The sequence below is a fragment of the Clostridioides sp. ZZV14-6387 genome, assembly GCF_020657835.1.
GTDB classification, from domain to species: domain Bacteria; phylum Bacillota; class Clostridia; order Peptostreptococcales; family Peptostreptococcaceae; genus Clostridioides; species Clostridioides difficile_A.
The window spans coordinates 67263-92691 of sequence record NZ_JAGWCW010000012.1 but is presented as its reverse complement, the minus strand read 5'-3'; the positions used below and the strand labels follow the sequence as shown (position 1 = coordinate 92691).

At 28.2% G+C, this 25429-nt stretch carries 24 protein-coding genes; 6 read left to right on the top strand and 18 right to left on the bottom strand.

What is annotated here, in order from left to right; genetic code table 11:
• Positions 1 to 165: 165 nt before the first annotated feature.
• Both KGF38_RS09635 and acd read right to left on the bottom strand, forming a co-directional pair.
• Positions 166 to 4464: a PolC-type DNA polymerase III gene (locus KGF38_RS09635; protein WP_074178898.1), complete on the bottom strand. Its 4299-nt coding sequence runs from the start codon at positions 4462 to 4464 to the stop codon at positions 166 to 168.
• A 213-nt stretch (positions 4465 to 4677) separates the two neighbouring features.
• Positions 4678 to 6501 carry an N-acetylglucosaminidase gene (gene acd, locus KGF38_RS09630; protein WP_054276310.1) on the bottom strand — a complete coding sequence of 608 codons (1824 nt, stop codon included), beginning with the start codon at positions 6499 to 6501 and terminating at the stop codon, positions 4678 to 4680.
• A 295-nt stretch (positions 6502 to 6796) separates the two neighbouring features.
• Here acd and KGF38_RS09625 point away from each other — a divergent pair, with 295 nt between their 5' ends.
• Entirely contained in the window at positions 6797 to 7534 is a 738-nt protein-coding gene (locus KGF38_RS09625) for an NAD-dependent protein deacylase (protein ID WP_054269792.1), read from the top strand.
• A gap of 120 nt (positions 7535 to 7654) precedes the next feature.
• Complete coding sequence (locus KGF38_RS09620) at positions 7655 to 7975, top strand: MazG-like family protein (protein WP_009905401.1); 321 nt, start codon at positions 7655 to 7657, stop codon at positions 7973 to 7975.
• A 167-nt stretch (positions 7976 to 8142) separates the two neighbouring features.
• Here KGF38_RS09620 and KGF38_RS09615 read toward each other — a convergent pair whose 3' ends face one another.
• The 8 genes from KGF38_RS09615 to KGF38_RS09575 all read right to left on the bottom strand — a co-directional run bounded on the left by KGF38_RS09615 (position 8143) and on the right by KGF38_RS09575 (position 14567).
• The gene (locus KGF38_RS09615) at positions 8143 to 8283 is read right to left on the bottom strand and encodes a hypothetical protein (RefSeq protein ID WP_054276308.1); all 141 of its coding nucleotides are present in this window, start codon (positions 8281 to 8283) and stop codon (positions 8143 to 8145) included.
• Positions 8284 to 9316: 1033 nt separating this feature from the next.
• Positions 9317 to 10768, bottom strand: coding sequence for a leucyl aminopeptidase (locus tag KGF38_RS09605; protein ID WP_074178897.1), 1452 nt, complete (start codon positions 10766 to 10768; stop codon positions 9317 to 9319).
• A gap of 15 nt (positions 10769 to 10783) precedes the next feature.
• On the bottom strand, positions 10784 to 11224 hold the full coding sequence (locus tag KGF38_RS09600; protein WP_074178896.1) for a MarR family winged helix-turn-helix transcriptional regulator: 441 nt from the start codon (positions 11222 to 11224) through the stop codon (positions 10784 to 10786).
• A gap of 246 nt (positions 11225 to 11470) precedes the next feature.
• Positions 11471 to 11875, bottom strand: a complete 405-nt coding sequence (locus KGF38_RS09595; protein WP_074179047.1) for a spore germination protein GerW family protein — start codon at positions 11873 to 11875, stop codon at positions 11471 to 11473.
• On the bottom strand, positions 11859 to 12491 hold the full coding sequence (locus KGF38_RS09590; RefSeq protein ID WP_054269786.1) for a DUF2953 domain-containing protein: 633 nt from the start codon (positions 12489 to 12491) through the stop codon (positions 11859 to 11861). Before KGF38_RS09590 ends, KGF38_RS09595 begins: the two co-directional genes overlap by 17 nt.
• 189 nt (positions 12492 to 12680) lie before the next feature.
• The gene (gene scpB / locus KGF38_RS09585) at positions 12681 to 13220 is read right to left on the bottom strand and encodes an SMC-Scp complex subunit ScpB (protein WP_054269785.1); all 540 of its coding nucleotides are present in this window, start codon (positions 13218 to 13220) and stop codon (positions 12681 to 12683) included.
• Between the two features lies 1 nt (position 13221).
• Complete coding sequence (locus KGF38_RS09580) at positions 13222 to 13941, bottom strand: segregation and condensation protein A (RefSeq protein ID WP_021384043.1); 720 nt, start codon at positions 13939 to 13941, stop codon at positions 13222 to 13224.
• 29 nt (positions 13942 to 13970) lie between these two features.
• The gene (locus KGF38_RS09575; RefSeq protein WP_021384047.1) at positions 13971 to 14567 is read right to left on the bottom strand and encodes a site-2 protease family protein; all 597 of its coding nucleotides are present in this window, start codon (positions 14565 to 14567) and stop codon (positions 13971 to 13973) included.
• Between the two features lie 259 nt (positions 14568 to 14826).
• On the opposite strand from KGF38_RS09575, the gene KGF38_RS09570 reads away from it, so the two are divergent.
• The 3 genes from KGF38_RS09570 (at position 14827) to KGF38_RS09560 (ending at position 16736) form a co-directional block, all read left to right on the top strand.
• Complete coding sequence (locus KGF38_RS09570) at positions 14827 to 15321, top strand: GNAT family N-acetyltransferase (RefSeq protein ID WP_074178895.1); 495 nt, start codon at positions 14827 to 14829, stop codon at positions 15319 to 15321.
• A gap of 140 nt (positions 15322 to 15461) precedes the next feature.
• Complete coding sequence (locus tag KGF38_RS09565) at positions 15462 to 16298, top strand: AraC family ligand binding domain-containing protein (protein ID WP_054269783.1); 837 nt, start codon at positions 15462 to 15464, stop codon at positions 16296 to 16298.
• A gap of 15 nt (positions 16299 to 16313) precedes the next feature.
• Positions 16314 to 16736, top strand: a complete 423-nt coding sequence (locus tag KGF38_RS09560; protein WP_054269782.1) for a DUF2000 domain-containing protein — start codon at positions 16314 to 16316, stop codon at positions 16734 to 16736.
• Positions 16737 to 16916: 180 nt separating this feature from the next.
• Here KGF38_RS09560 and KGF38_RS09555 read toward each other — a convergent pair whose 3' ends face one another.
• From KGF38_RS09555 to KGF38_RS09545, 3 genes are all read right to left on the bottom strand, one after another.
• The gene (locus tag KGF38_RS09555) at positions 16917 to 18080 is read right to left on the bottom strand and encodes a D-alanyl-D-alanine carboxypeptidase family protein (RefSeq protein WP_054269781.1); all 1164 of its coding nucleotides are present in this window, start codon (positions 18078 to 18080) and stop codon (positions 16917 to 16919) included.
• A gap of 53 nt (positions 18081 to 18133) precedes the next feature.
• The gene (locus KGF38_RS09550) at positions 18134 to 18334 is read right to left on the bottom strand and encodes a CD1290 family small acid-soluble spore protein (protein ID WP_021384062.1); all 201 of its coding nucleotides are present in this window, start codon (positions 18332 to 18334) and stop codon (positions 18134 to 18136) included.
• A gap of 206 nt (positions 18335 to 18540) precedes the next feature.
• Positions 18541 to 20217, bottom strand: coding sequence for a ribonuclease J (locus KGF38_RS09545; RefSeq protein ID WP_074178894.1), 1677 nt, complete (start codon positions 20215 to 20217; stop codon positions 18541 to 18543).
• A gap of 216 nt (positions 20218 to 20433) precedes the next feature.
• Between KGF38_RS09545 and KGF38_RS09540 the strand changes: the two genes are divergently transcribed.
• Positions 20434 to 21171 (top strand): metal-dependent hydrolase, encoded by a 738-nt coding sequence (locus KGF38_RS09540; protein WP_054269779.1) that lies wholly within the window; start codon positions 20434 to 20436, stop codon positions 21169 to 21171.
• Positions 21172 to 21287: 116 nt separating this feature from the next.
• Here KGF38_RS09540 and KGF38_RS09535 read toward each other — a convergent pair whose 3' ends face one another.
• From KGF38_RS09535 to KGF38_RS09515, 5 genes are all read right to left on the bottom strand, one after another.
• Positions 21288 to 21746 (bottom strand): Fur family transcriptional regulator, encoded by a 459-nt coding sequence (locus tag KGF38_RS09535; protein ID WP_021384065.1) that lies wholly within the window; start codon positions 21744 to 21746, stop codon positions 21288 to 21290.
• A 282-nt stretch (positions 21747 to 22028) separates the two neighbouring features.
• A complete protein-coding gene (locus tag KGF38_RS09530; protein WP_021384007.1) occupies positions 22029 to 22316 on the bottom strand; it encodes a DUF1292 domain-containing protein in 288 nt (95 codons plus the stop codon).
• Between the two features lie 77 nt (positions 22317 to 22393).
• Positions 22394 to 22819, bottom strand: coding sequence for a Holliday junction resolvase RuvX (gene ruvX / locus KGF38_RS09525; protein ID WP_054269778.1), 426 nt, complete (start codon positions 22817 to 22819; stop codon positions 22394 to 22396).
• 153 nt (positions 22820 to 22972) lie between these two features.
• On the bottom strand, positions 22973 to 25144 hold the full coding sequence (locus KGF38_RS09520; RefSeq protein WP_074178893.1) for a hypothetical protein: 2172 nt from the start codon (positions 25142 to 25144) through the stop codon (positions 22973 to 22975).
• A 9-nt stretch (positions 25145 to 25153) separates the two neighbouring features.
• Positions 25154 to 25411: an IreB family regulatory phosphoprotein gene (locus KGF38_RS09515; protein ID WP_003419418.1), complete on the bottom strand. Its 258-nt coding sequence runs from the start codon at positions 25409 to 25411 to the stop codon at positions 25154 to 25156.
• Positions 25412 to 25429 lie beyond the last annotated feature (18 nt).

Genomic DNA, 25429 nt, shown 5'->3' with positions numbered 1-25429 from the left:
CTATAATCCCAAATAAAATATATTTAAAAAATTAAACTGGTTCTTAATAATATATTTAAAATAAAAGAGTGAGAACAGCTGTCTCACTCTTAGTTTCTGCAAAGTATACTATTTTCTATACCATGATATCATAAAATTCTTTTATTTGCAACTTTTTGGACTAACTTAAAATAGTGACAATTGATTTCTCTCGCTCATATTCTCAAGTGAACCATGATTGGTAAGAGTTTCTATTACTGTTTTTGATATTTTCGTTCTCTTTCTCAAATCTTCTTTTGATATAAATTCACCATTTTTTCTTTCATTTTGAATATTTATGGCCGCATTTCCTCCAAGACCTTGTATTGCTGCCATTGGTGGAAGTAATGTCTTTTCTCCCACAACTATAAAATCAGTTGCATCTGATTTATATATATCAACTGGCAATAATTTTATTCCTCTAGCATACATTTCAAGAGCAACTTCTAACACTGTTAACATACCTTTTTCTTTTGTAGTTGCATCGTTTCCTAATGCTTCAATTTCATTTATTTTTGATTTTATAGATTCTAAACCTTTAACAATTAAATCTGCATCAAAATCTTCAACTTTTGTAGTAAAGTAAGTTGCATAAAATGCTTCTGGATAGTGTACTTTACAATATGCAATTCTGAATGATGTCATAACGTAAGCAACTGCATGTGCTTTTGGGAACATGTATTTAATCTTTTTACATGAACCTATATACCATTCTGGGACATTATTTTTCTTCATTTCTTCAATATGTTCTGGTTTTAGACCTTTACCTTTTCTTACACTCTCCATTATTGTAAAACTCATTTTTGGAGGTAATCCTTTAAATATTAAATAGTTCATTATGTCATCTCGTGTTGATATAACATCTTTCAGCCCAACTATATCTTCTCTAACTAAATCCTGTGCATTGTTTACCCAAACGTCTGTACCATGAGAAAGACCAGATATACGTACAAGTTCTGCAAATGTAGTAGGCTTTGTGTCAAGTAGCATCTGACGTACAAATTTAGTACCAAACTCAGGTACAGCAAGACAACCTATTGGGCAATTTATCTCTTCTGGAGTAACTCCTAATGCTTCTGTGGATGTAAACAAAGACATCGTTTCTTCATCATCTAATGGTATTTCTGTTATGTTTATTCCAGTAATATCTTCAAGCATTCTTATTATGGTAGGACCGTCGTGTCCAAGTATATCTAATTTAAGTATTCTACCACTTATTGAATGATAATCAAAATGAGTAGTTATTACACCACAAGAAGTATCATTTGCTGGATATTGAATAGGGGTAAAGTCATACACATCTTTATAATCTGGTATAACCATAACTCCTCCTGGATGCTGTCCTGATGTTCTTTTTACTCCAGTACAACCATTTGAAAGTCTCAGTACTTCTGCATTTGGGACACTTATATTATTTTCCTCTATATATTTTCTTGCATATCCAAACGCTGTTTTTTCTGCTACAGTACCTATAGTTCCTGCTCTATATACATACCCCTCCCCAAATAATTCTTCTGTATACTTATGAATTATTGGCTGATAATTTCCTGAGAAATTTAGGTCTATATCTGGCTCTTTATCACCTTCAAAACCTAAAAATACTTCAAATGGGATATCATGGCCATTCTTAGCAAGCTTTCTTCCACACTTTGGGCAGTCCTTATCTGGTAAATCAACCCCTGAACCCCACTCACCTATTTCATAAAAAAATGAGTATTTACAGTCTTCATTTTCACAAATATAGTGTGCTGGGAGAGGATTAACTTCTGTTATATCACTCATTGTAGCCGCAAAAGATGACCCAACTGAACCTCTTGAACCAACTAGATAACCATCTGAAAGCGATTTTGCAACTAGTTTCTGAGCTATAATATACATAACCGCATACCCATTGCTTATTATCGAATTTAACTCCCTATCTAGCCTTTTTTGAACTATTTCTGGTATTGGATCTCCATAGATTCGCCTAGCTTTTTCATAACACATCTCTCTTAATTCCACGTCTGAACCTTCTATAATCGGTGGATAAGTATCATCTGGTATAGGTTTTATATCTTCAACCATATCAGCAATTAAATTGCTATTTTCCACTACAACTTCATATGCCAATTCTTCACCAAGATAACTAAACTCTTCCAACATTTCATCTGTTGTTCTAAAATGTAAATAAGTTTCTTCTTCATCTACTTTAAAACCTTGAGAATATTTAAGAACTTTTCTTAAAACAGCTTCATGTTTATCTAAAAAATGAACATCTCCAGTAGCTACTGGAATTTTATTAAATTTTTTAGCTGTATCAATTAGCTTTCTATTAAGTTCTCTTAACTCTTCTTCATCCTTAACTTCTCCTTTGTCAATCATAAATCTATTATTATCTATAGGCATTACCTCAATATAATCATATAAATCTATTATTTTTTTCATTTCATCATCAGAAACATTCTTCTTTACAGCTTGAAAGACCACTCCTGCTTCACATGCCGAACCAATTATCAGACCTTCCTTATATTCATTTAATACACTTCTAAGTATTCTTGGAGCTCTAAAAAAATGATTTACATGTGCATCTGAAATTATTTTATATAAGTTTTTTATGCCTACAGAATTTTTTGCTATTAAGGTTATATGATTTGTGCTAAGTTTTGTATAATCAATTTTTCCAAGCACATTATTTACATCACTTAAAGTCTTTGCTCCTTTTTCTGTAAGTATTTGTAAGAATTTATTAAATATGAGTGCTGTAGCCTCAGCATCATCTACTGCTCTATGGTGATTTAAAAGAGGTATACCAAGTTCTTTAGCAACAAGATTCAATCTATGTCTTTTTAATTTTGGCAACATTACTCTTGCCAGCATAAGTGTATCTACTTTTTTGTTATTATATAATAAACCTTGTTCTCTGCACTTTTGTGATATAAATCCCGTATCAAACTCTGCATTATGTGCTACTAATACACTATCTCCAACAAATTCCATAAACCTAGGAAGAACCTCTTCAATGGTTGGCTTGTCTTTGATTAGCTCATTAGTTATTCCTGTTAATTCCTGTATCTTATAAGAAATATCTTTTTCTGGATTTATCAATTCGCTAAATCTGTCCACAATTTTAAAATTTTCTATCTTTACAGCACCAATTTCAGTTATTTTATCATTCGTGTTAGAAAATCCTGTTGTCTCTATATCAAATACAACAAATGTCTGTGAAAGTTCTTTGTCATTTGCATCTTCTATAATGAGAGAATCATCTTCAACCAAGTATCCCTCTACTCCATAAAGTACTTTAATATTATTTGCCTTACCTGCATTCATAGCATCAGGAAATCCTTGTACAACACCATGGTCTGTTATAGCAATAGCAGGATGCCCCCATTTAGCTGCACGTTCTACAAGCTTTTTAACAGAACAGATTGCATCCATAGAAGACATTTGTGTATGTGCATGTAGTTCTACCCTTTTTTCTTCTGATTTGTCTTCCCTCTCTGGTCTAACCTCTTTTCTTATTCCACTAATCATCATACTAATTTCTCTTTGATATGTATCATAAACTATGTCACCTTTGATTTTTAAATATGCACCCTTTTTAACATTTTCAAGTACTCCATCCTTATTTGTATCTGTTAAAAATAATTTACAGCTTATCGAACTAGTATAGTCTGTAATTGATGCTATCATAAGTATTTTTCCATTTTTAAGTTCTTTAGTTTCAACATCAAATATATCTCCAACAATTGCAACTGTTCCAGAAGATGCATTTAATTCAGCTATATTTTCAATCATAGCATTTGCATTATCTCCATAGACTAAATTTTCATCTACTTCAGACTTGATTACATAACTTTCTTCTTCACGCTCTTCACAATTATTAATTTTTCCAATTTCTAAAGCTCTAATTTTTTCTTCCATTTCTCTATCATTAATTCTTATAAGTCTTTCTTTATTCACTTTTTCATCAACAGCTTTTTCAATCGTTATATTTAAATCCAATCCTAATTCTTCACTAAGCACAGTTCTAAGTACATAAATTACATTTTTTTTCATTAATCGCTCATAAAATATACCTTTTGGAAGTTTTATTTTTAATTCTTCATCTAAACAAAGAAATTCTACTTGTTTATACCAACCTGCTATAGATGGACAAAGATACTTTAATATATACAATATATTATTCCAATATTTTTTTATAACATCTTTATTAGATTTTCTTTCAAATCCAGTGAATCTTATCTTCATTCTCATATCTTTAAAATAATCGAGTTTATACATCAATTCTTCTTTAAATTTATCTAAGAGCTCATGAGAAACAATCTCCTTAGAAGTTAGATAAAAATAAACTATCTTGTCTTCTTTAAAATAAACTACTCTATTTATGTAAACTTCTTTAAGTTGCTTTCCAAGGCCACTATTATTAATTTCCAATTTATCTAAATATTCCTTAACACTTTCCATCTATATCCTCCTTTCTCAAAATTATCTTTATATATATTATTACCACTTTTTATCTATTTCTATCTGTTATTCACTTATATTTACTTAGAATTAATATTATAACATAAAAATTTTGTTAATATTAATTTTAGACCTTGTAAATTATATACAAAAAGACTATAGATAATTTAAATAAATGAAAACTACCCATAGTCTGTATTTTTTATTTATGTATTACTTGTATTGAGGAACCTCAAAAACTAAACTACTTCCTCCTCCATAAAGACCAATTAGATTTTCCATAATTCCAGAAATTCCATTAGCCCAATTAACATCAGTTGCATATTGATGCCATGTATAATCATAATTCCACTTCATCTTATAGATAGTGTTTTGATTATATTTAGAGCTGTTTATGTAATTTTGAGATATCCACTTTGCAGAACCATCTATAGTAGCTTCTACACTAGTCCATCCATTAGAATATGCTGCTTCTGCCCCTGAAACATTAGCGCTTTTATCTATTGCTCCTATTCCAAAAAAATTGTATACTTTAACTGGTTTACTAAGGGGTTGACCCTTATAAGATGTTATTGTCTGACCTTGAGCAAGCGTAGATTTACCATATGCAGTTTCCCACATAGCATGTGATACCAAATATACAACGTCTATATTGTACTTCTTAGCGGCATTTATAAATGCTGCTCCTTGATTTTTAAAGATACTAGAAGATAAACCATTAAGATATGAATTTAAACTCGATTCTGAAATACCTCCCTTATAGCTATTAATCTTCAAAAACTGCATCATACCTTTAGTGGTACTTGTAAAGTTTTTAGGATTTAAATAATATTCTATATCACTTGAACTTGCATTTACAAATGAACTTGTTCTTTGAGCTGAAAAAGTACTAAATTCAGGACTTGGAGTACTTTTTCTATTCCCTGGTGCTATTACATTTCCCCCTGCTGCCGCTTTCTCAACTTGTTTACTTATGTGAGATTCCAAAGTATAATTCAAAGATTTGTAATCAATTTTAGCTCCACTTATACCAGACATACCATTTACTTGACCTGATGATGAAGAATTATTTCCATTACTATTTGAATTATTATTAGAATTACTATTTGAGTTATTATTGGATGCATCTGTTGAAGTAGATAAATAATTACCTACTACAAAAGCTTCTTTATTATTAAAGCTAATTTTAGCCCATCCACTACTCTCTGACAATACAGTTACTTTACTTCCTTTATATACCTTCCCTAACTTACTATATGTAGAACCTGGCCCACTTCTTACATTTAATGAAGCTGTATTTACAACCTTATCAGTATTTTTTTTGTCATTACTTTGACTAGAGTCATCTGAGCTACTTTGACCTACCTCTGATAAATACATACTTGATACATACGCATCTTTTCCATTATACTTTATTTTAGACCATCCATTACTTTCTGATATTACTTCCACTTTGCTTCCTTTTGGCAACTTACCTAATAAACCATAACTTGTATTTGGACCACTTCTTACATTTAATGAAGTTGTATTTACTTGTTTAGTTTTTGAGCTATTGGTTGAGTTCGAGATATCTCCTAAGTAAGAACTAGATACATATCCTAATCTTCCATCATATTTTATTTTAGACCATCCATTACTCTCTGATACTACCTCTACTTTTTGTCCTTTTTTTAGTACAGTTATGATTCTATAACTTGTGCCTGCTCCATTTCTCATATTTAAACTATTTGAAGTAACTTGTTTTTCTTTATTTGTAGATGTTCTTAAAGAATCACCATTTGATTTTGCTATATATTTTGACGAAGCCCAACCTTCTTGTCCAGATTCAGCTTTTATTTTATACCATCCATCAGAAGAGTCTTTAATTAAAACCTTGTCATCTTTCTTAGCAACAAAGGCTATACTACTTTCGGCAGTTGGCTCATTTCTTACATTTAAATAATTTATAGTCACTATACCTACATCCCCATCAGCATGTGCATTTATCATACTTAAGGGTAATACAGCTAATGTTGCTAACGCTGCTTTTTTCTTCACGTACTTCCCCCGCCCTTCTTATACACTAAAACAATTTTAATATAATTATACGACAACTTGTGATTTTAGTAAATATTGTCTATTTACATTTTGTATACATTCTATTTATAAATTCTTTATTCGTCTTATTAAGCTATAGGTTTTTTAAATATGAAAATAGATTTTTTTTATAATACTTATAATGTTACATGTGATTACTACATAAATTTATTTTAAAAACACAGGGCTCTAATAAAGTAACATAAATATCCTAATATGTAGTACAATTTATATATAATAATTTGGAGGTGTAACTATGGATGCAAATAACTTAAAAGAATTGATAGCTAATCATAACAATATAGTATTTTTTGGTGGAGCAGGTGTGTCAACTGAATCTAATATACCAGACTTTAGAAGTTCTACTGGACTGTTTAGCCAGAAACTCAATAAACAATTTACTGCTGAACAATTAGTTTCACATACTTTTTTTGTTAGATACCCAGAAGATTTTTTTGAATTTTATAAAGATAAATTAATATATCCTAATGCAAAGCCAAACAATGCTCATATAGCCTTGGCAAAACTTGAAGAGATGGGCAAACTTAAAGCTATTATAACTCAAAATATTGATGGGCTTCACCAAATGGCTGGAAGCAAAAATGTCTTAGAACTACATGGTTCTGTGCACAGAAATTATTGTACTAAGTGTGGTAAATTTTTTGATTTAGAAGCTATGTTAAACCTAGGTGGTAATATTCCTTATTGTGACAAATGTGGTTCTATAGTAAAACCTGATGTAGTACTTTATGAAGAAGCTCTTGACAATGATGTTATTACTAAAACAATTTCTGCTATAAGTAATGCTGATTTATTAATTATAGGAGGTACATCACTAGCTGTATATCCCGCTGCAAGTTTTATAGATTATTATAAAGGTAAATACATTGCTCTTATTAATAAAGCAAACACAGTTTATGATAAATCAGCTTCTCTTGTAATAAATAAACCTATTGGAGAAGTCTTATATGATGCTGTATTAAGACAAATGTAGATTTATTTCACTATTTTTATTCTATATATGAGTTTTTATGTTGAATTTAAAGTTTATTTTTAGTATTATCTTTGTTATGATGTTTTAGTATAAATATGAATAACTTGAAAGGAGCTTTTTATGAAACTAAAAACTATATCTTTACCAGAACTTAATAATTTAGACCCAACACTAGAATCTACATTTATCAAAATGGGCGAAGAACAAGGTGAATTGGCTGAATGTATAGGTAAATTCAGAAATCTAAGTGGAGAAAATAATGACTTGGATGAAGTTGATATTATAAAGAAAACTGCTAAGGAGCTAATGGATGTAGCTCAGACATGTGTTACGATGATGTTTAAACTAGAAGAACAATATGGTATTAATCTTGATGAAATACGCAAAGAACATATAAAAAAATTAGAAAAAAGAGGCTACATAAAAAATATAGATAAGTAAGATTTATTACTTATACATTATTAAAATAAATATTAAAGATGGTATCACAAAATGATTTTTAATTACATTTGAAGTACCATCTTTTTTATTTATTTTATTTTTAATAGTTTATAAAAAGTCTAAATTCTTTAAGTAAAGCTACTTTTTTATAATAAAGTTTTATTAATCTATTCATTTCTTCTTTCTTCATAAAGTTTACTGTATTCTTCTACAGCTTCATCCCATGCTTCTATATCAGTTATCCCCTTTTCAACAGCTAATAAATGAACCATTTCAGCTAATTTTGATGCTGACTCTATTATTCCCATTTGTTACACCCTCTCTATTGTCAAATACTTACAAAAAATGTTAATTAATTCTAATATCTGTTATTATTATTTCCAAAAACTCTAGTAAATAAAGATTTTTTTATTTTTTGACATAATTAGAATATATACACAAAACAATAGGATATTTTTAGTTGCAAAAATTCCTATATAAAATCTAACTATTATTAAATTTTTTATATATTAAATTGAGAGATAATGAATATATTTATATAGATACATATTAAATTTATTATAGGAGAGAATATTATATGTTTAAAATTTTCCTTTTTTCTAGTGAACAATTTGTAAGCCTCTTTATATTTGGATTATTTCTATACTATTGTCCAAAACTAACAAAAAATATTTTGCCTTATAGTTACACAGTCGAGAAGATAATTTGTACATTAATGGTAATAGTTATGGCTTTAGAGCAATTCTTAATTATTTCTTCTGGTAATTATAGTACTCTAAATTCTTTGCCAATTGGAATTAATTATATCTGTATATACCTGTGTATAGCCATACTTATTTTTAAACAGTATCATCTTTTTAATATCTTTTTTTCATGGAGTTTGGTTTGTTCAGTTGGAGAACTCATTTTTTCTAAAAACTTGGGTTATGAATTTCCTAGCTTGATATATTTTATATTTGTCTTCTCTAAATGTCTTATAATTTATGCAAATATTTATATGGTCGATGTTAGAAAATTTAAAGTTAACAGATATGCGCTTAGAGATAATTTAGCTATTTGCTTTATTTATTTTTCATTCATATTTTTACTAAACACATTTACCAATTCTCAATACTATTATGGTTTTTTAAGCCATAGCACAACTGCTATTTTTACATTTATTTTTGTTACTAGTATTATGTACATACCTGCTCTTTTGTCTAATAGAGATACTTTTATACTTGAAAAAAAGAAAAAGAGTAAATAATTTATTTAAATTTAAAAATAAAGCCACATGGATAATCTTAAATCTAAGTAATTATCCATGTGGCTTTATAGGTTATATATTTTATGATTGTTGTTTTATATCTCTGCTAAATAGTACAATGTTCTAACAGGTTCTCCTGTTGCACCCTTTGCTTTGTATCCAATTGATTTTGATGATGTACTTGTGCCAGCTATATCCATATGTATCCATGGAGTAGCACCAACAAATTCACCAATAAAAGCTCCTGCTGTTATACATCCAGCATTTTTACCTCCTGTATTTTTAAGGTCTGCTTCTTCACCTTTTATCATATCTCTAAATTCATCATAAATTGGCATCTTCCATACCCTTTCACCTGATAAAGCAGATGCTTTTTCTAGTTCATAATAAAATTCATCATTATTTGTCACTACAGGAGTTGCGACGTTACCCAATAATGTTAAAGCAGCACCAGTTAATGTAGCTACATCAACCACCTTTGTTACCTTTTCATTATTTATGATGTAATATATTGCATCAGCTAATGTAAGTCTACCTTCTGCATCTGTATTTAAAACTTCAATAGTTTTCTTTGCCATAGAATTAATTATATCTCCAGGTTTATATGAGTCTCCTGATAAAGCATTTTCACATGCAGCGACTACTGCTATAACATTTCTCTTTAATTTATTTTGAGATATAGCACACATGGCGCCTATGACACTTGCAGCACCAGCCATATCTGTTTTCATATCTAACATAGAAGCATTTGATTTTAAAGAATATCCACCTGTATCATAAGTCAATCCTTTACCTACTAGACCAAGTATATCTTTACTTTCTTTGTCTCCAAAATATCGCATAACTATGAATCTTGGTTTATTAATAGAACCTCTTGAAACAGCAAAAAAAGCTTCCATTCCTAATGCTCTTATTTTTTCTTCTTCATATACTTCAACATTAAACCCAAACTCTGCTCCAAGTCTAACTGTTTCTATTGCTAACGTCTCTGGATAGATTATATTTGATGGTTCATTTACTAGATTTCTAGCTATTATATTTGAATTAGCTAATATCTTAGCTTTTTCAATTTGGCACTCCACTTCCTTTTCAGTAAATATAATTATATTATCTATTTCCTTTTTTTCAAAATCATTGTTTTTTGACTTATACTTATTAAATTTATAATCTCCAAGTAATACCCCTTCTGTAAAAGCGCCTATTTCATGACTACTTAAGTCGAGATTCAGTATATTAATGTCATTACTCTTATATTCTTTATTTTTCAATATATTTTTTAACTTCTTACATAAGTTTCCACCTATTATTCTAATCTTTTCTGTATTTAATAACTCTCTCTTACCAAAACCAACAAAGCAAACATTCACTAAACTATCATTTTTAAACAATGTTACAGTGTCTATATTATTTTCTTTAGCTTTAAAATCTCTACTTACTAAATTTAATTCATCAAAAGGTGTAGAAACATCTTCACCATCAAACATAGCTATTACTGTTATAGTATTTTCCAAACTTTTTAATATTTCTTTAGAACATTTTATCTTCATAATAAAGCCTCCTTTTTAAAACAACTGTTCTATTATAGTTTTAGTTTCTTCTAAAGAAGCAAATAATTTATCTTTATTATCTATATCTAAACAATCCATTTTATCACTTATTATAGATACAAATTTTAATATTTCATCATCTAGTATCTTTTCTCCATTTTTAGTTATTCCATAAAATGTATTTCGTCTATCTCTAATATCTTCTTCCCTATATACATACTCTTGCTCAACTAATTTATTAAGTAATATACACAAACTAGAAGTGGATACATGTAAATCCCTACTTAAATTTTTAAGCTCTATTTTATCATGTTTCCTTATCTTTACTAAAGCAAAAAATTGTCTTTCTGTAAGAATCTTACTTTTTTTATATCTTTCATTATTAATAATTTTTATCAAATTATGAAAGTTATTCATACTTTCTAACAACAAAATAGATAACTCTTTATCACTCATAACACTCACCTCAAAACTAATGATTTATAACTCCCTCTTATATCTCAAATACGTTTATATATCTATAACATAATACTACTTTTCTTTTTATAATTATACTATATATCAACTTTATTATCTATTTAAATTGTTTTAAGCTAAAATCTTACTATATATAAACATTTAAACCACATAACAAAATAGTGGGATTTAAACTAATCCCACTACCTTATTTAAAACTACAACCATATTTGTAAATATTTTATCTTATTCTTGCATATTATTTTTGTCTTGATTTTTATTACTTTGAGATATGTTTTGAATTTTCTCCAATACTCTAGGAGTTATAGATAATATATTATCTACAAGATTAATATTGCTATCTAAACTCATTATTCTAGTCTCTCCACTTTCAACAACTACAAATGCTACTGGTTGCACAGATATAGCACCTGCGCTACCTCCAGCAAAGTTCGTATCTGCTTTTTCATTTTTTGATTCAATTTCTTTATCTTTCTCATCATATCCTTTTGAGTATTCTCCTCCTCCTATACCAAATCCAATCGTAACTTTTGATATAGGTACAACTACTGTAGTATCTGTTTTTATAGGGTCTCCTATAATAGTATTTGCATCTATAGAACCTTTAATTGTTTCAAGAGTTGTTTCCATAAGACTTTGTATCGAACCTGTTGCTCTCATTACTATCACCTTCCTTATAATTTCCTTTATTCTTATTCATAATCTTATTAATCATTATTATAGTACGAAATAAATCTTTTATTCTTGACCTTATATGTATCCTTATATTTCCCAAAACATAATTTTTTGTAAAATCTGGATTTACATTTAAATACATTTTTTCTGCATCAATTATATTAAATAAATTTCCATATAGAGTATTTATTAATACATACACAGAAGATGTTAAGCCGATATTTTCAGTTCCAAAATTAATATTTGAATAAAGTTCATGTATTTTTATTTTTTTTAATAGTCTATAAACGCTTAAAAGGTCATCAGCTAATAATATACTTGAATCTATATTATTCTTCATCCCTTCTTTTTTATCATTATTTTTACTATTTTCAGCTGGATAAAGTTGTCTATTTATATTTATTAAATTAAACATGTATTTTATATTAATTGTTAGAATAATATCGTTGTTATTTATATCAGCTACTAATAAGATGTTTATATGAGATATTAAAATCAATATAAGTATACTTATTATAAAAATTATAGCTATTATTAAATACTTAAAATTAAATAATTCATTAAACTCCATGTTTATATTATCATCAAAAAATTACTATTTATACTTAATTATCCATATTTATTTCGATATAATTTTAATTTTATATTTACACAAAAAAACACAATAACTTAGAGCATTTTAAATCCTTAAAAATTTAAAATCGCAAACTAAATTATTGTGTTTTTAATTTTAATGCTATCACTATACATGTACAACATTTTATTCATTTGTAGCTACTTCTTGATAATTTTCTATAGGAGGCAACTCTTCAAGGGTTTCTATATTTAACAATTTTAAAAATTCATCCGTTGTTCTATAAATTATAGGTTTACCTATCTTGTTAAGTCTACCAGCCTCTTTTATAAGTTCATTTTCAAATAAGGTCTGTAGTACCTTATCACACTTTACTCCTCTTATATCTTCTATCTCAACTTTTGTTATTGGTTGCTTATAAGCAATGATAGTAAGAGTTTCTAATGTGGCCTGACTCAGACTTTTCTTTTTCTTTGGTTCAATAATCTTCTTTATATATTCCGCATAATCTTTATTTGTGCACATTTGATACTTGTTTTCTAATTTAATTATCTGGATACCTCTATTTTTTTCTCTATATTCTTCAATAAGTGAATTTAACATAATCTCTATCTCTTTTGATGAAAGTTCTTTATTTATTATATAGTTTAATTCTTTTATACTTATTGGTTCTCCATATGCAAACATAACAGACTCTATAATATACTTTATATCTTCTCTTTTCATTTTAACACTCCGAACTTTTTCTTATTAGAATATCATCAAAAAATATATCTTGTACTACTACTATTTCTTTTTCTTTTATAAGTTCTAATATAGATAAAAAAGTAGCAATTATTTCATCATTTTCATATGATTTTATGATATTTGTAAAAGTAACTTCAAGCTTCTCTTTTATAATATCTCTTATATATAAGATTTTTTCTTCTACAGATATTATCTTCTTCCTTACTATTTTATCTAGTTTCTCATCATTAGAATTTTCAATTTGTGATGTTTTAACTTTAAATATGTATGGAAGTATATTTTTTATTGCTTCTATTGATATATCTTCTAAATCTACATTATCATCAATAATTATTTCTTCTTTATTTCTATAAAATCTCTCATTGATATAAGTTATATTTTCTTTTATATCTTGTGATGCCATCTTGAACTTTCTATATTCTTCTAACTTTTCCATAAGTTCTATTCTTGGGTCTTCCTCTTCATCCTTTTGCTTATAAAGCAGATATTTGGATTTTATCTCTAGGAGTTTTGATGCCATAGTTATAAATTCGCTAGTTATTTCTAAATCCATTTTATCTAACACTTTCAGATAATTTAGATACTGCTTGGTTATATCTATTATAGATATATCCTTTATGTCTATTTTATGTTTTGTTATTAAATCATACAGTAAATCTAATGGCCCCTCATAGACTTGCAATTGTATATTATACTTCATACCAATCCCTCTTTAATCTATTTATTGTATTAAACGAATAAATATACTATTTTTAGTAGTACAGCATATATTGGAGTTAATATTATTCTATATATACCAGTAAATAAAGCAATTAATAAAATTATATAACTCATACTTTCAAATTTGTACACATATTCATTCCATTTATATGGTACAAATGTAGATATAACTCCCCATCCATCAAGTGGTGGTATTGGAAGCAAATTAAACGCTGCAAATCCAATACTATATAAAAACACATATTCAGCTATTGTGTTTATCGCATACATATGCACATACTTATTTATAATTACACAAAGTATGGCAGTCAAAAGATTACAAAAAACACCTGCAAGTGAAACTATCAGATTTCCTATTTTGTAGTTTTTAAAGTTATTTGGATTTACTGGTACTGGCTTTGCCCATCCTATTCTAAGAATAAACATAGCCAAAAGACCAATTGGGTCAACATGTCTTACAGGATTTAATGTCATTCTACCATAAGATTTAGCTGTATCATCTCCCAATAAGTGAGCTGAATAAGCATGGCCAAACTCATGTATTGATATTGCCATAGCTATACCAACTAAACTTGCTACTATTTCTCCTATATTCATACTTAACATTAATGTACATCTCCTAAATTAAATTTTTAATACTATTATAACAATTAAATAACTTATAATCAAAATTATTTTATATTATAATAATTTTAACATATCAGCATAAAATTAAAATTCACTTTTTATTTTATAACTTTTATTATTATATCATATTCATTGTGAAAATATAATAATTACGCCTACTGTAAATATAATATTATGTTGACATGAATTGACATTATTGTTATTTTATTTGTGTATTACAAATGAAAGGAGTAATAAAATGAACAATTTTGCAGAAAAAAATGAGCTTAAATTTAGATATGCAGTTGAATCAGATACACCTCTTATATTAAACTTCATAAAAGAACTTGCTTCTTATGAGAATCTATTAGATGAAGTTATCGCTACAGAAGAGATACTCAATGAATGGATATTTGTAAAGAAAAAGGCTGAGGTTCTGATTGGTGAATATGAAAATGAAGCTATAGGCTTTGCTTTATTTTTTCATAATTTTTCGACTTTTCTTGGTCGTGCAGGAATTTATCTGGAAGACTTATATATCAAACCAGAATTTCGTGGCAAAGGCTATGGCAAAACATTTCTAAAAAAACTAGCAAATATTGCTATAGAGCGTGGCTGTGGTCGTTTGGAATGGTGGTGTTTAGACTCAAATAAACCAAGTATAGATTTCTACCTATCAATGGGTGCAGAACCAATGGAGGATTGGACAGTATATCGAATTGCTGGAGATACACTTAATAATTTAGCAAAATAAATTACATATAAATAAAAATAGCAACTGAGATAGATAAAGTTGCTATTTTTTTATTCATATTTAGATTTTAGTCAATATCATACAAGAAGTACAAAAAAATATGTGTTACACTTTATATAATGTGAAGGGAGGTTACTTAAGTGAAGCAAGAAGAACGCACAGTATGTTTTGATAAGGAATTGAAAATCGAAGCATATAGATTTAAAGGTATAATGCAAAAGTTCCCAAACCATTTTCATGAACATTATGTAATTGGTTTTATAGAAAAAGGTCAAAGATATTTATCTTGTAAAAATAAAGAATATACCACAAGTACTGGAGATTTGTTACTTTTTAACCCTTTTGATAGCCATACTTGTGAACAGATAGATAATAAAGTACTTGATTACAGATGTATAAATATTAAACCAGAAATAATGAAAAAAACTGTATTTGAAATTACAGGAGAAAACTATTTACCTAAGTTTAATCAATCTGTGATATTTCGTAGTGAGCTAGTACCTCTACTACAAGAATTACATCATATAATCATGGAAGAAGAGTTAGATTTTAAAAAGGAAGAACTTTTTTTCTTTCTCATTGAACAATTAATTGAAGAATATACTGAACCAAATTTGCAATTTAACTTAGAAAAAACAAGTATAGAAATTCAAGCAGTATGTGATTATCTAGAAGACAATTATGCTGAACGTATATTGCTTGATGAATTAAGTGCTATAGCAGGAATGAACAAGTACTCATTACTTCGCAACTTTACAAAATTAAAAGGTATTACACCATATAGGTACTTAGAAAATATACGAGTAAATAAGGCTAAGAGACTTTTAGAAAACGGTGTAGAACCTATAGATGCTGCCATACAGACAGGCTTTGTAGACCAAAGTCACTTTACAAATTTCTTTAAGAATTTTATTGGTCTTACTCCAAAGCAATATCAAAACATATTTACAAACAATGACAAAAACAACTTTAAATAAAAAGGAGAAATAAAAATGGAAACTAAAAATTCAAAATGTGTTATGGTAATAGATGAAACTTTACCAATGGGAATCATATCAAATACTGCTGCTATAATGGGAATTACACTAGGAAAATTTGCACCAGAGACTGTTGGTTCAGATGTGCTTGATAAAACAGGAAACATACACCTAGGAATAGTTGAGCTTCCTGTTCCTATTTTAAAAGGGAACAAAGAACTTATAAAAGATTTACGAAAAAAATTATATAGTACTGAATTTGAAGAATTAACTGTTGTAGATTTTTCAGATGTTGCACAGGGTTGTAATGTTTATGATGAATTTGTTCAAAGAATTGCTAATGTACCAGAAGATGATTTACAGTATTTTGGTATAGCAATCTATGGAAACAAAAAGAAAGTGAATAAACTTACTGGTAGTATGCCTTTGCTTAGATAAATATTAAATAGACCTAAATATAAAATAATATTCTAAGTTTTATATATTTATCAAGTTCTCTATAAAAAACATAAAATTAGACAATCCTTCTATAAAAACAAATAAAAATACCCCTATAGTAAATAATTCTATATGGGTATTTTTTATGTGGATTGTAATTATATATCATTTGGCAATTATTTATATCATATTATCAATTATTCTTTGAAGCATTTGTAGGTAGCTTGCTTTATTTATATCTTTAGTATTTATCAATTCTACTTCACCTATTACTTTTTTATCTTTACATATCTTTATCTTTCCTAAAACAGTTCCTTTTTTAATTGGCATTTTAGGATTTTTTACTATTTCAATTTTCTTATCAAACTCTTTAGAGCTTCCTTTTTTAATAAGAGCATTTAAATCTTCCTTAGCAACTAATTTAACTTTGTTTTCATCTGCCTTATCCAATGTAAGTGTTGCTACATTATCACCTTTACTACATAACTTAACACTTTCATAGTTAGCAAATCCATAGTTTAAAAGACTAGACGCATCGTTAAATCTTTCTGGAGAAGTCTCTGCTCCTAAAGTTGCTGCAACTAGATGAGTATTACCTCTCTTTGCTGCTGCTGATAAACAGTATTTTGCTTCTTGAGTAAATCCAGTTTTAACACCAGTTGCTCCTTGGTAATGCTTTATAAGTTTATTAGTATTTGCAAGACCTACTGTAACTTGTTTCTTACCTACCACAACTTTATCCATCCATGTAGTTAAGTATTTACTTATCATTTCGTGTTTTAACAGTTCTCTAGACATTAAAGCTATATCATGAGCAGATGTATAGTGGTTTGCAACTGGAAGTCCATTTGTATTTGCAAAATGAGTATCATTCATATTTAATTCTTTTGCTTTAGCATTCATTCTGTCAACAAATCCTTCAACACTTCCAGCTAAATGTTCAGCCATAGCGACACAAGCATCATTTGCAGAAGCAACAGCTATACCTTTTAATAATGTATCAACCTTTTGAGTTTCTCCTGGCTCTAGGAATATTTGACTACCACCCATACTAGATGCAGTTTCACTTACTTGAACTTCGTCATCAAGCTTAATCTTACCTGAATCCAAAGCTTCTACTATAAGTAGCATTGTCATTACCTTCGTTACACTAGCAGGAGGAAGCTTTTTATGAGCATCCTTTTCGTATAAAATTTGTCCACTACCAACATCCATCAAAATTGCTGATTTTGAAGATATATTTAGTTGGTTGGCATCAGCATTTTCCTTATTATTTGCAAAAGAAAAGCTTAAAGGAGTAAGCGCAAGTAATATAGCCAAAGCAGTACTAGCTAATTTTTTCATCGATGTCACCTCTTAAAGTTTATTTAAACTTATTTTCTCACATTTAACTTTTTTTATTCTAAATGCCTAGATATACCTTGACCTAAATTTTTTTTCTTCTCAAGCTTTTTAAAATAACCTTCTAAAACACCTTTATTAGATGCATTTTCTATTATTTCAAAAGCATCTTCATAATTCATGCCATATTCTCCTGCTATTTCCATCTTGGTTTGTTTTAAGGCTTTTATAGCATTTTGTCTTGAAATATTATCCATAAGAATCCTCCTCTTAGTAAAATTTATATATAATTAGTTTTTACTAATAAAAGATTGTTATAATTGGTATTTTATGTAATATATGTTTTTCAATATCACAAATTAAAAAGACCTCCTGCAATTCTTAAGATAATATCAACTAGATTTTTGATATTATCTTAAAAATTACAAGAGGTCTAATTTTCAATTTTATAGTTTTTTATATACTACACTTCCATTATTATAGGAAGTATCATTGGATTTCGTTTAGTTTTTTGATATAAATATTCTTTTAGGTTTTCTTTAATGTTATTCTTTAAATAAGCCCACTCTTTAATATTTTTCTCTTCACATTCATTTAGGACATTCTTAATTATATCTTTTGCCCCATCCATTAAATCTTCTGACTCTCTTACATATACAAATCCTCTAGAAATTATGTCTGGGCCTGCTAAAACTTTACCTTCATCCTTAGAAATAGTTACTACAACTATCATAAGACCATCTTCTGATAAATGCTTTCTATCTCTTAAGACTATGTTACCTACATCGCCTACACCTAATCCATCGACTAATATGTTTCCTGTTTGTATACGATTTGCTACTTTAGCAGAATTCTTATCTAATTCCAAAACATCTCCTGTTTGCATGACAAAAATATTTTCTTTGTCCATACCAAGTTGTTCAGCTATCTCAGCATGTTTTTTTAACATTCTATATTCACCATGAGCTGGCATAAAAAACTTAGGTCTAACTAATGCATGTATAAGTTTTAATTCTTCTTGACAGGCATGTCCAGAAACGTGTATATCAGCTATGTCGCTATAAACTACTTCTGCTCCCTTTTCAAATAAGAAATTGATTACTCTTGATATTAATTTTTCATTTCCTGGTATTGGATGAGCAGATATTATAACTAAATCGCCACTCTTTATCTCTACTTTTTTGTGCTCTGAAAAAGCCATTCTAGCAAGAGCTGACATAGGTTCACCTTGTGAACCAGTTGTTATTATCACTAACTCACTATCTTCATATTTGCATATATCATTTAAATCTATAAGCATATCATCAGAAATATCTAGATATCCTAATTCTTTTGCAACTCCAACTACATTGACCATTGAGCGACCTGATATAGCAACTTTCCTATTGAACTTTTCAGCTGTGTTTATTATTTGTTGTAATCTGTGTATGTTGGATGCAAACGTAGCAACTATGATTCTTCTGCCATTTCCCTTTGCAAATAATTCATCAAGACCTACTCCAACAGTCTTTTCAGACATAGTAAATCCTGGTTTTTCTGCATTAGTACTATCAGCCAGCATTAAAAGTACTCCTTTTTTGCTTAACTCACAGAGTCTATGCATATCCATAACATCACCATCAATAGGAGTCAAATCAATCTTAAAGTCTCCTGTGTGGTATATTATACCTTGGTCTGTGTGTACTGCAATAGAGTAAGCATCTGGTATACTATGATTATTTTTCAAAAACTCTACTTCCATGTTATCAAGTTTTATAACTTGTCTTGGAGTTATGACATTTAACTTAACATTATTCATCTTATGCTCTTTAAGTTTCACTTGTATAAGACCTATACTAAGTCTTGCTCCATACACAGGTACATTTATCTTCTTTAATATATATGGAAGAGCCCCTATATGGTCTTCATGTCCATGTGTAATAAATATACCCTTTATTTTATCCCTATTTTTGACTAAATAAGTTATATCTGGTATAACTATATCTACCCCTAACATTTCATCTTCTGGAAAACTAAGTCCAGCATCTATAACAATTATTTCATCTTTATACTCAACAACAGTCATATTTTTTCCAACTTCGTTAAGTCCACCTAAGGCCATTACCTTTATCTTATTGGTGTTCTTTTTGAACAATTGCATCATCTCCTTCTGTCTATTTAATTTTTTAACACGTTCTACAATCCTAAATAATATCAAATCACGCACTCGCTACCAGTTATTATTATTGTACCATAATTCGTATCATATTTTAAGCTATATTTAAAATACATTTAACGTATTATTTTGACAAACCTATTTTATTTTGATATCCTCTAAATATTATATGATTTAATATCGGATATTTTAGGAGGATTTATGCGTGGTAAAACTCATTGTGCAATAGGAATCTTAACAGCTATCCAAACGTCTTTAATATTTAAAATTCCTATATCTTTAGTTGACATTTTAGTTTCAGCTACTTTTGCCGTACTGCCCGATTTGGATAAATCTAATTCTATGGTCTCAAATTTCATTCTAAAAAACAATATATCCAAATACATATATAGAATTTTTATATATGCTGTTAATATTATTATTTTCTTTATTTCAATAAATATAAATGATAATTTTTATTTAAGTGCAATAATTACATTTATTGCAATTATAATTATTGAAGCAAAATTAACACATACGTTTCTTAGAAAAGTTTTTCTATCATTAATATTTATACTATTAGCTATATGCTTATACATCATAGAAGTTGAAATATATTTTATAATTTTTTGTCTAATGTTGTCAATTTTTCCCTGGCTGAAGCACAGAAGTTTTTCTCATAGCATATTTGCAACTATAATAATATATTTTTTACTAAAACAGATAGAATTAATCACTAGTATTAATAATTTATCTTTTTATGGGACTCTTGGTTATGCAAGCCATATGTTTTTAGGAGATTTATTTACAAAACAAGGAATACCAATTTTTTATCCATTAAGTGAGAAAAAAATTTCTTTAGGCTTTTTAACTGTTGGAGGTCCATTCAGTAATTTTATAGAAAAATCATTTATTTTCATCCTTATAGGATTAATTATATTTTCAGTATTAAAATTATAAATACTTTGAAAACTATATATTTGTATATCATAACCAACTCATAATAAAAAATGGAAGAATAGCATAGAATATAAAAGTTCTATACTATTCTTCCATTGACATTAAGCAATAGAAGGTTATTCTTCTGAGTCGCTTATTCCATTACACTCATCACATAATCCATAAAATTTAACATCATGATCAAGTATTTTAAATTTGTACAATGATTGTATCTCTTTTTCTATATTGTCTAAAAGGTCTTCTTTAGCTTCCATTATCTTTCCACAATTTTTACAAATAAGATGATGATGATTATGACAGTCTTCTTTATGTAGACTAATCTCATATCTTATACATCCATCGTCTAAGTTTAGTTTTGATATTAACCCTATTTCATCCAACAACTGCATTGTTCTATATACAGTAGCTAAACCTATTTCAGGACAGTCAACCCTAACCAAATCATAGATTTCTTCACTACTTAGATGTGAATGGTCATGTTTAAGCAATATTTCAACTATTGCTCTTCTTTGTGGCGTAATCTTAAAACCAGTTTCTTTTAACTTGTCTTTTAATAAATCCATTGTGTTTGCCATAACATCACCCTTACTATTTTCAATTGATAATCTTTATTAAATAATATTGTAATTGATAATTCATTTTTTGTCAAGACATTTGAAAAAATTTAATTTATTCTCACAATATAAATATATACCCATAAAAGATATATTATTCACCAAAATCCATAAATTTTTTAATATTTTTAATAAAAATAAAAAAAACAGATATATACTATAAATGCTTTTACAATTAATAAATCTTAATTAAAGCAAAAATAATAAATACCTGAATTTTTATATACAAACTTAACTTTCTATCTAGTTAAGTCCATTTGAATCATCTTCGTCATAATTTAAACCTTCTTCTTCCATTATAGCTGTGTATACAGCTACAACAGTTTCATACTCTTCATCACTTTCTAAAGGTATTAATATTTCACCTTCTTCGTCCTCATCAATTCTAAAGATTAAAGCTTCTTCAGCCTCTTCATCATCTAAAGGCATTAATATTGCATACTCTTTTCCTTCTGCTTCTAATGTTAATATTATTTCAAATTGGCTTTCAACGCCATTTTCGTCTATTAAATTTATTATATTTTCTTCCATAATGTCATTCACCTCAAATTTATTTTTATTTTTATTATTTATATTATATATCATAAGTATTCAATTTTATAGCTCTTTTATGAATTTATTTTAAAATCTAAATATCCTTGCAAAATTATTACTGCTGCTAACATATCTATAACCTTTTTTCTCTTTTGTCTACTTACATCTGCCTCTAATAGAGATCTCTCCGCTGCTACTGTAGAAAGTCTCTCATCCCAGAAATCTACATCAAGACCTGTTTCTTCTTTTATTAATTCACAAAACTTGATTACTTTTTCTCCTTGTGGACCCAAAGTTCCATTCATGTTTTTTGGCAATCCTGATACAATTTTATTTACTTGCTTTTCTTTTATTATTGCTTTTATTTCTTCAATATCTTTTTTCTTTCCAACTCTTCTTATCGTTTTTACACCTTGTGCTGTTAATCCCATTAAATCACTCACAGCAACTCCAATAGTTTTATCACCAACATCAAGCCCCATTATTCTTCCGTCTAACATAATTCCTCCTTTGTTTATTTATATTCTACAAGTTAAATACATATTATCAATCATAAAAATTGCAATATGATTTTTTGATGTAAGCTATTCAGTTTACATTAGTAATCATATTGCATTTTTTATTTAAATAATATATAAACAGTAAAAAATTCTTTAGTTATTTTTTTCAAATATTATCATATTTATACTTATTATTATAAGTGGTATAAGTATATATATAGATGCTGTAGATGCAGCAACTATACCAGAATCGTTAACTAAAAGAGTAATTATACAACCAACCATAGATGCAATAAAACCTTTAAATAATATTGGGAAGTTGTTCATTATCTTCCTAAAGTGTCTAGATGGTTTGAATATAAGTACTGCAATTACTCCAATTCCTACAAGTAAAATATTTACCCATACACTTGTCTGTGCTAATTGCATATTCATTTGAATTTTTCTTCCAAATGTCTGTAATATCTCTCCTGGCCCATTTAAGAAAATTCGTTGTACAAACATACCTAAGTGAGATTCACTACCTGAAACTATATCTAAAGCTGCAAATGCACAAACCACAACCACAGTTGAAATAACCAGTAATATAACTTTCTTAAAATCTATTTTAATATCATATATAAGCATTATAAACAATAAATACGCTACACATTCTGATATAGCTCCACCAACATTTGCACCCATTGAAGGATATGCACTAGTTATAAGTATTATTAATGAAAAAATTACAACAAGTAACTTAGATACCTTCTTGTAATGTAATAATACTGCTAAACCAAATACTGCACTTGCAATAGTTACACCTTCATATTCATTCCCTACACCATAGTATCTAGCTCCAATAACAGCATCATAACTCATTATATTATTTTGCATTAAATATGTTCCAAATACGGAATCTATAACTATGACTAAAATAGTAAGGGCCGCAAAAAATCCCATGTGTTTTATATCATTGTCTTTAAATAATTTTCTACCCAGTAAGTACAATATTAATGTAGTAGCAAATATCCCTAAAGATATTGAAAGTGGAGTTTTAAAATTCATCAAAGGAGCTAACATAAATGATAGTGGCATTATTATACCTAATTTTATAAACTCTTTAAGTACTTTGAATACACGCTCTTTATGTGGCATATAATTTCTAAAGAAAACTGCAAACATTGCAATTACCCAAGAAGCAGATATTACTCCTACAAATCCATTTATAATACTTGACCTTATTGAAGATATAGATACTATCCTTTCATAAAGTGATTTCAGATAACTAGCATTGTCTTCTTTGTTTACCAAAGAGTAACTTCTACCTACCATCTCTTTATTCTCAAGACCAAATTCATTTAATATATCTACTCCAACATCTAGATTCGCAACAATTCCAGCTTTTCTTGTTGTTGCAGATTCCAATAGACCTTTCCCTTCTCCACTAAATTTTATTATTGGAGAAAGTCTTCTTTTATTTTTATAATCTAAATCGCTTGGAAACGCACTTGATATATAAACAGTGTCATTTTCTCCAACCATAGAAAATACTTGTTCAAGATACTTATTTATATTTTTTACAATGTTTTTCTTCATTGTAGAATAAGTATTATCATTTAGATTCAATCTATACATATCTAATCTATATGTATCTCCAAGTTCCACAAATATAGCATCACTATTATTATAAGATTTTTTAGTCTCATCTAATAACTTATTGTAGTCTGTAGACATTCCAAATGGCATTTTAGAATCTTTTTTATTAATATCATCAATATTTCCTGAATCAATTCTTCCGTATTGGTCCATAGCAACTAAGCATAGATTTCTATTTTTAATTACTTGATTATTTTCAATGATATCAGAGTTTCCAATCACAGATGTCTTTAGGCCATTTTCTGACAAAGTTTTTCCTAATGACCCTAAGTTTGCTCCATATTCTCCAGACTCAAGATTTTCGTTTATTGATTTATTAATACTTAAATCATTTATTTCTTTAGCTTTTTGACCTGTTGCAACTTCAAAAACTTTAGCAGTATCTTGGTCTACTTTTTGAAAATTGATATAGTCTTCAGTAGTCACATTAGCTCTTGTTCCTGCACCCATACTTGCATAAGACCTTCTATCGTCAGTACCTTGATCCCCTCTTATATTCATGAGAGCTATATAGCCTCTCTTTTCTAACTCGTTTTTTAAGATTGGAATATTCATCATACTTCCAAGATTAGTCCTATTCATATCAATAAATATAACCTTGCCTTTTTTTTCAGCAAAACTATAGCTGGCAGTCGATACAAAAATCATAATGACTACTGCAAACAATGACATAATCTTTTTTCTCATTTATTTGACCTACTTTCTATTCAGATAGTGCGTGATTACTTCTTCAAGTATCTCATCTCTTTCAAATTTTTTAATTATAGCTCTTGCATTTTTGTGACTAGTTATATAGCTAGAATCACCAGAAAGGAGATACCCTATAATTTGATTTATAGGGTTATATCCTTTTTCAACTAGTGCTTTATATACAAAATCAATAGTGTCTCCTACACTCATTCTATCCTCTGGTATCCCTTCAAATTTCATAGTGTAGTCTAAATCTTTTTCCAAATTAAAAACCTCCTTAAG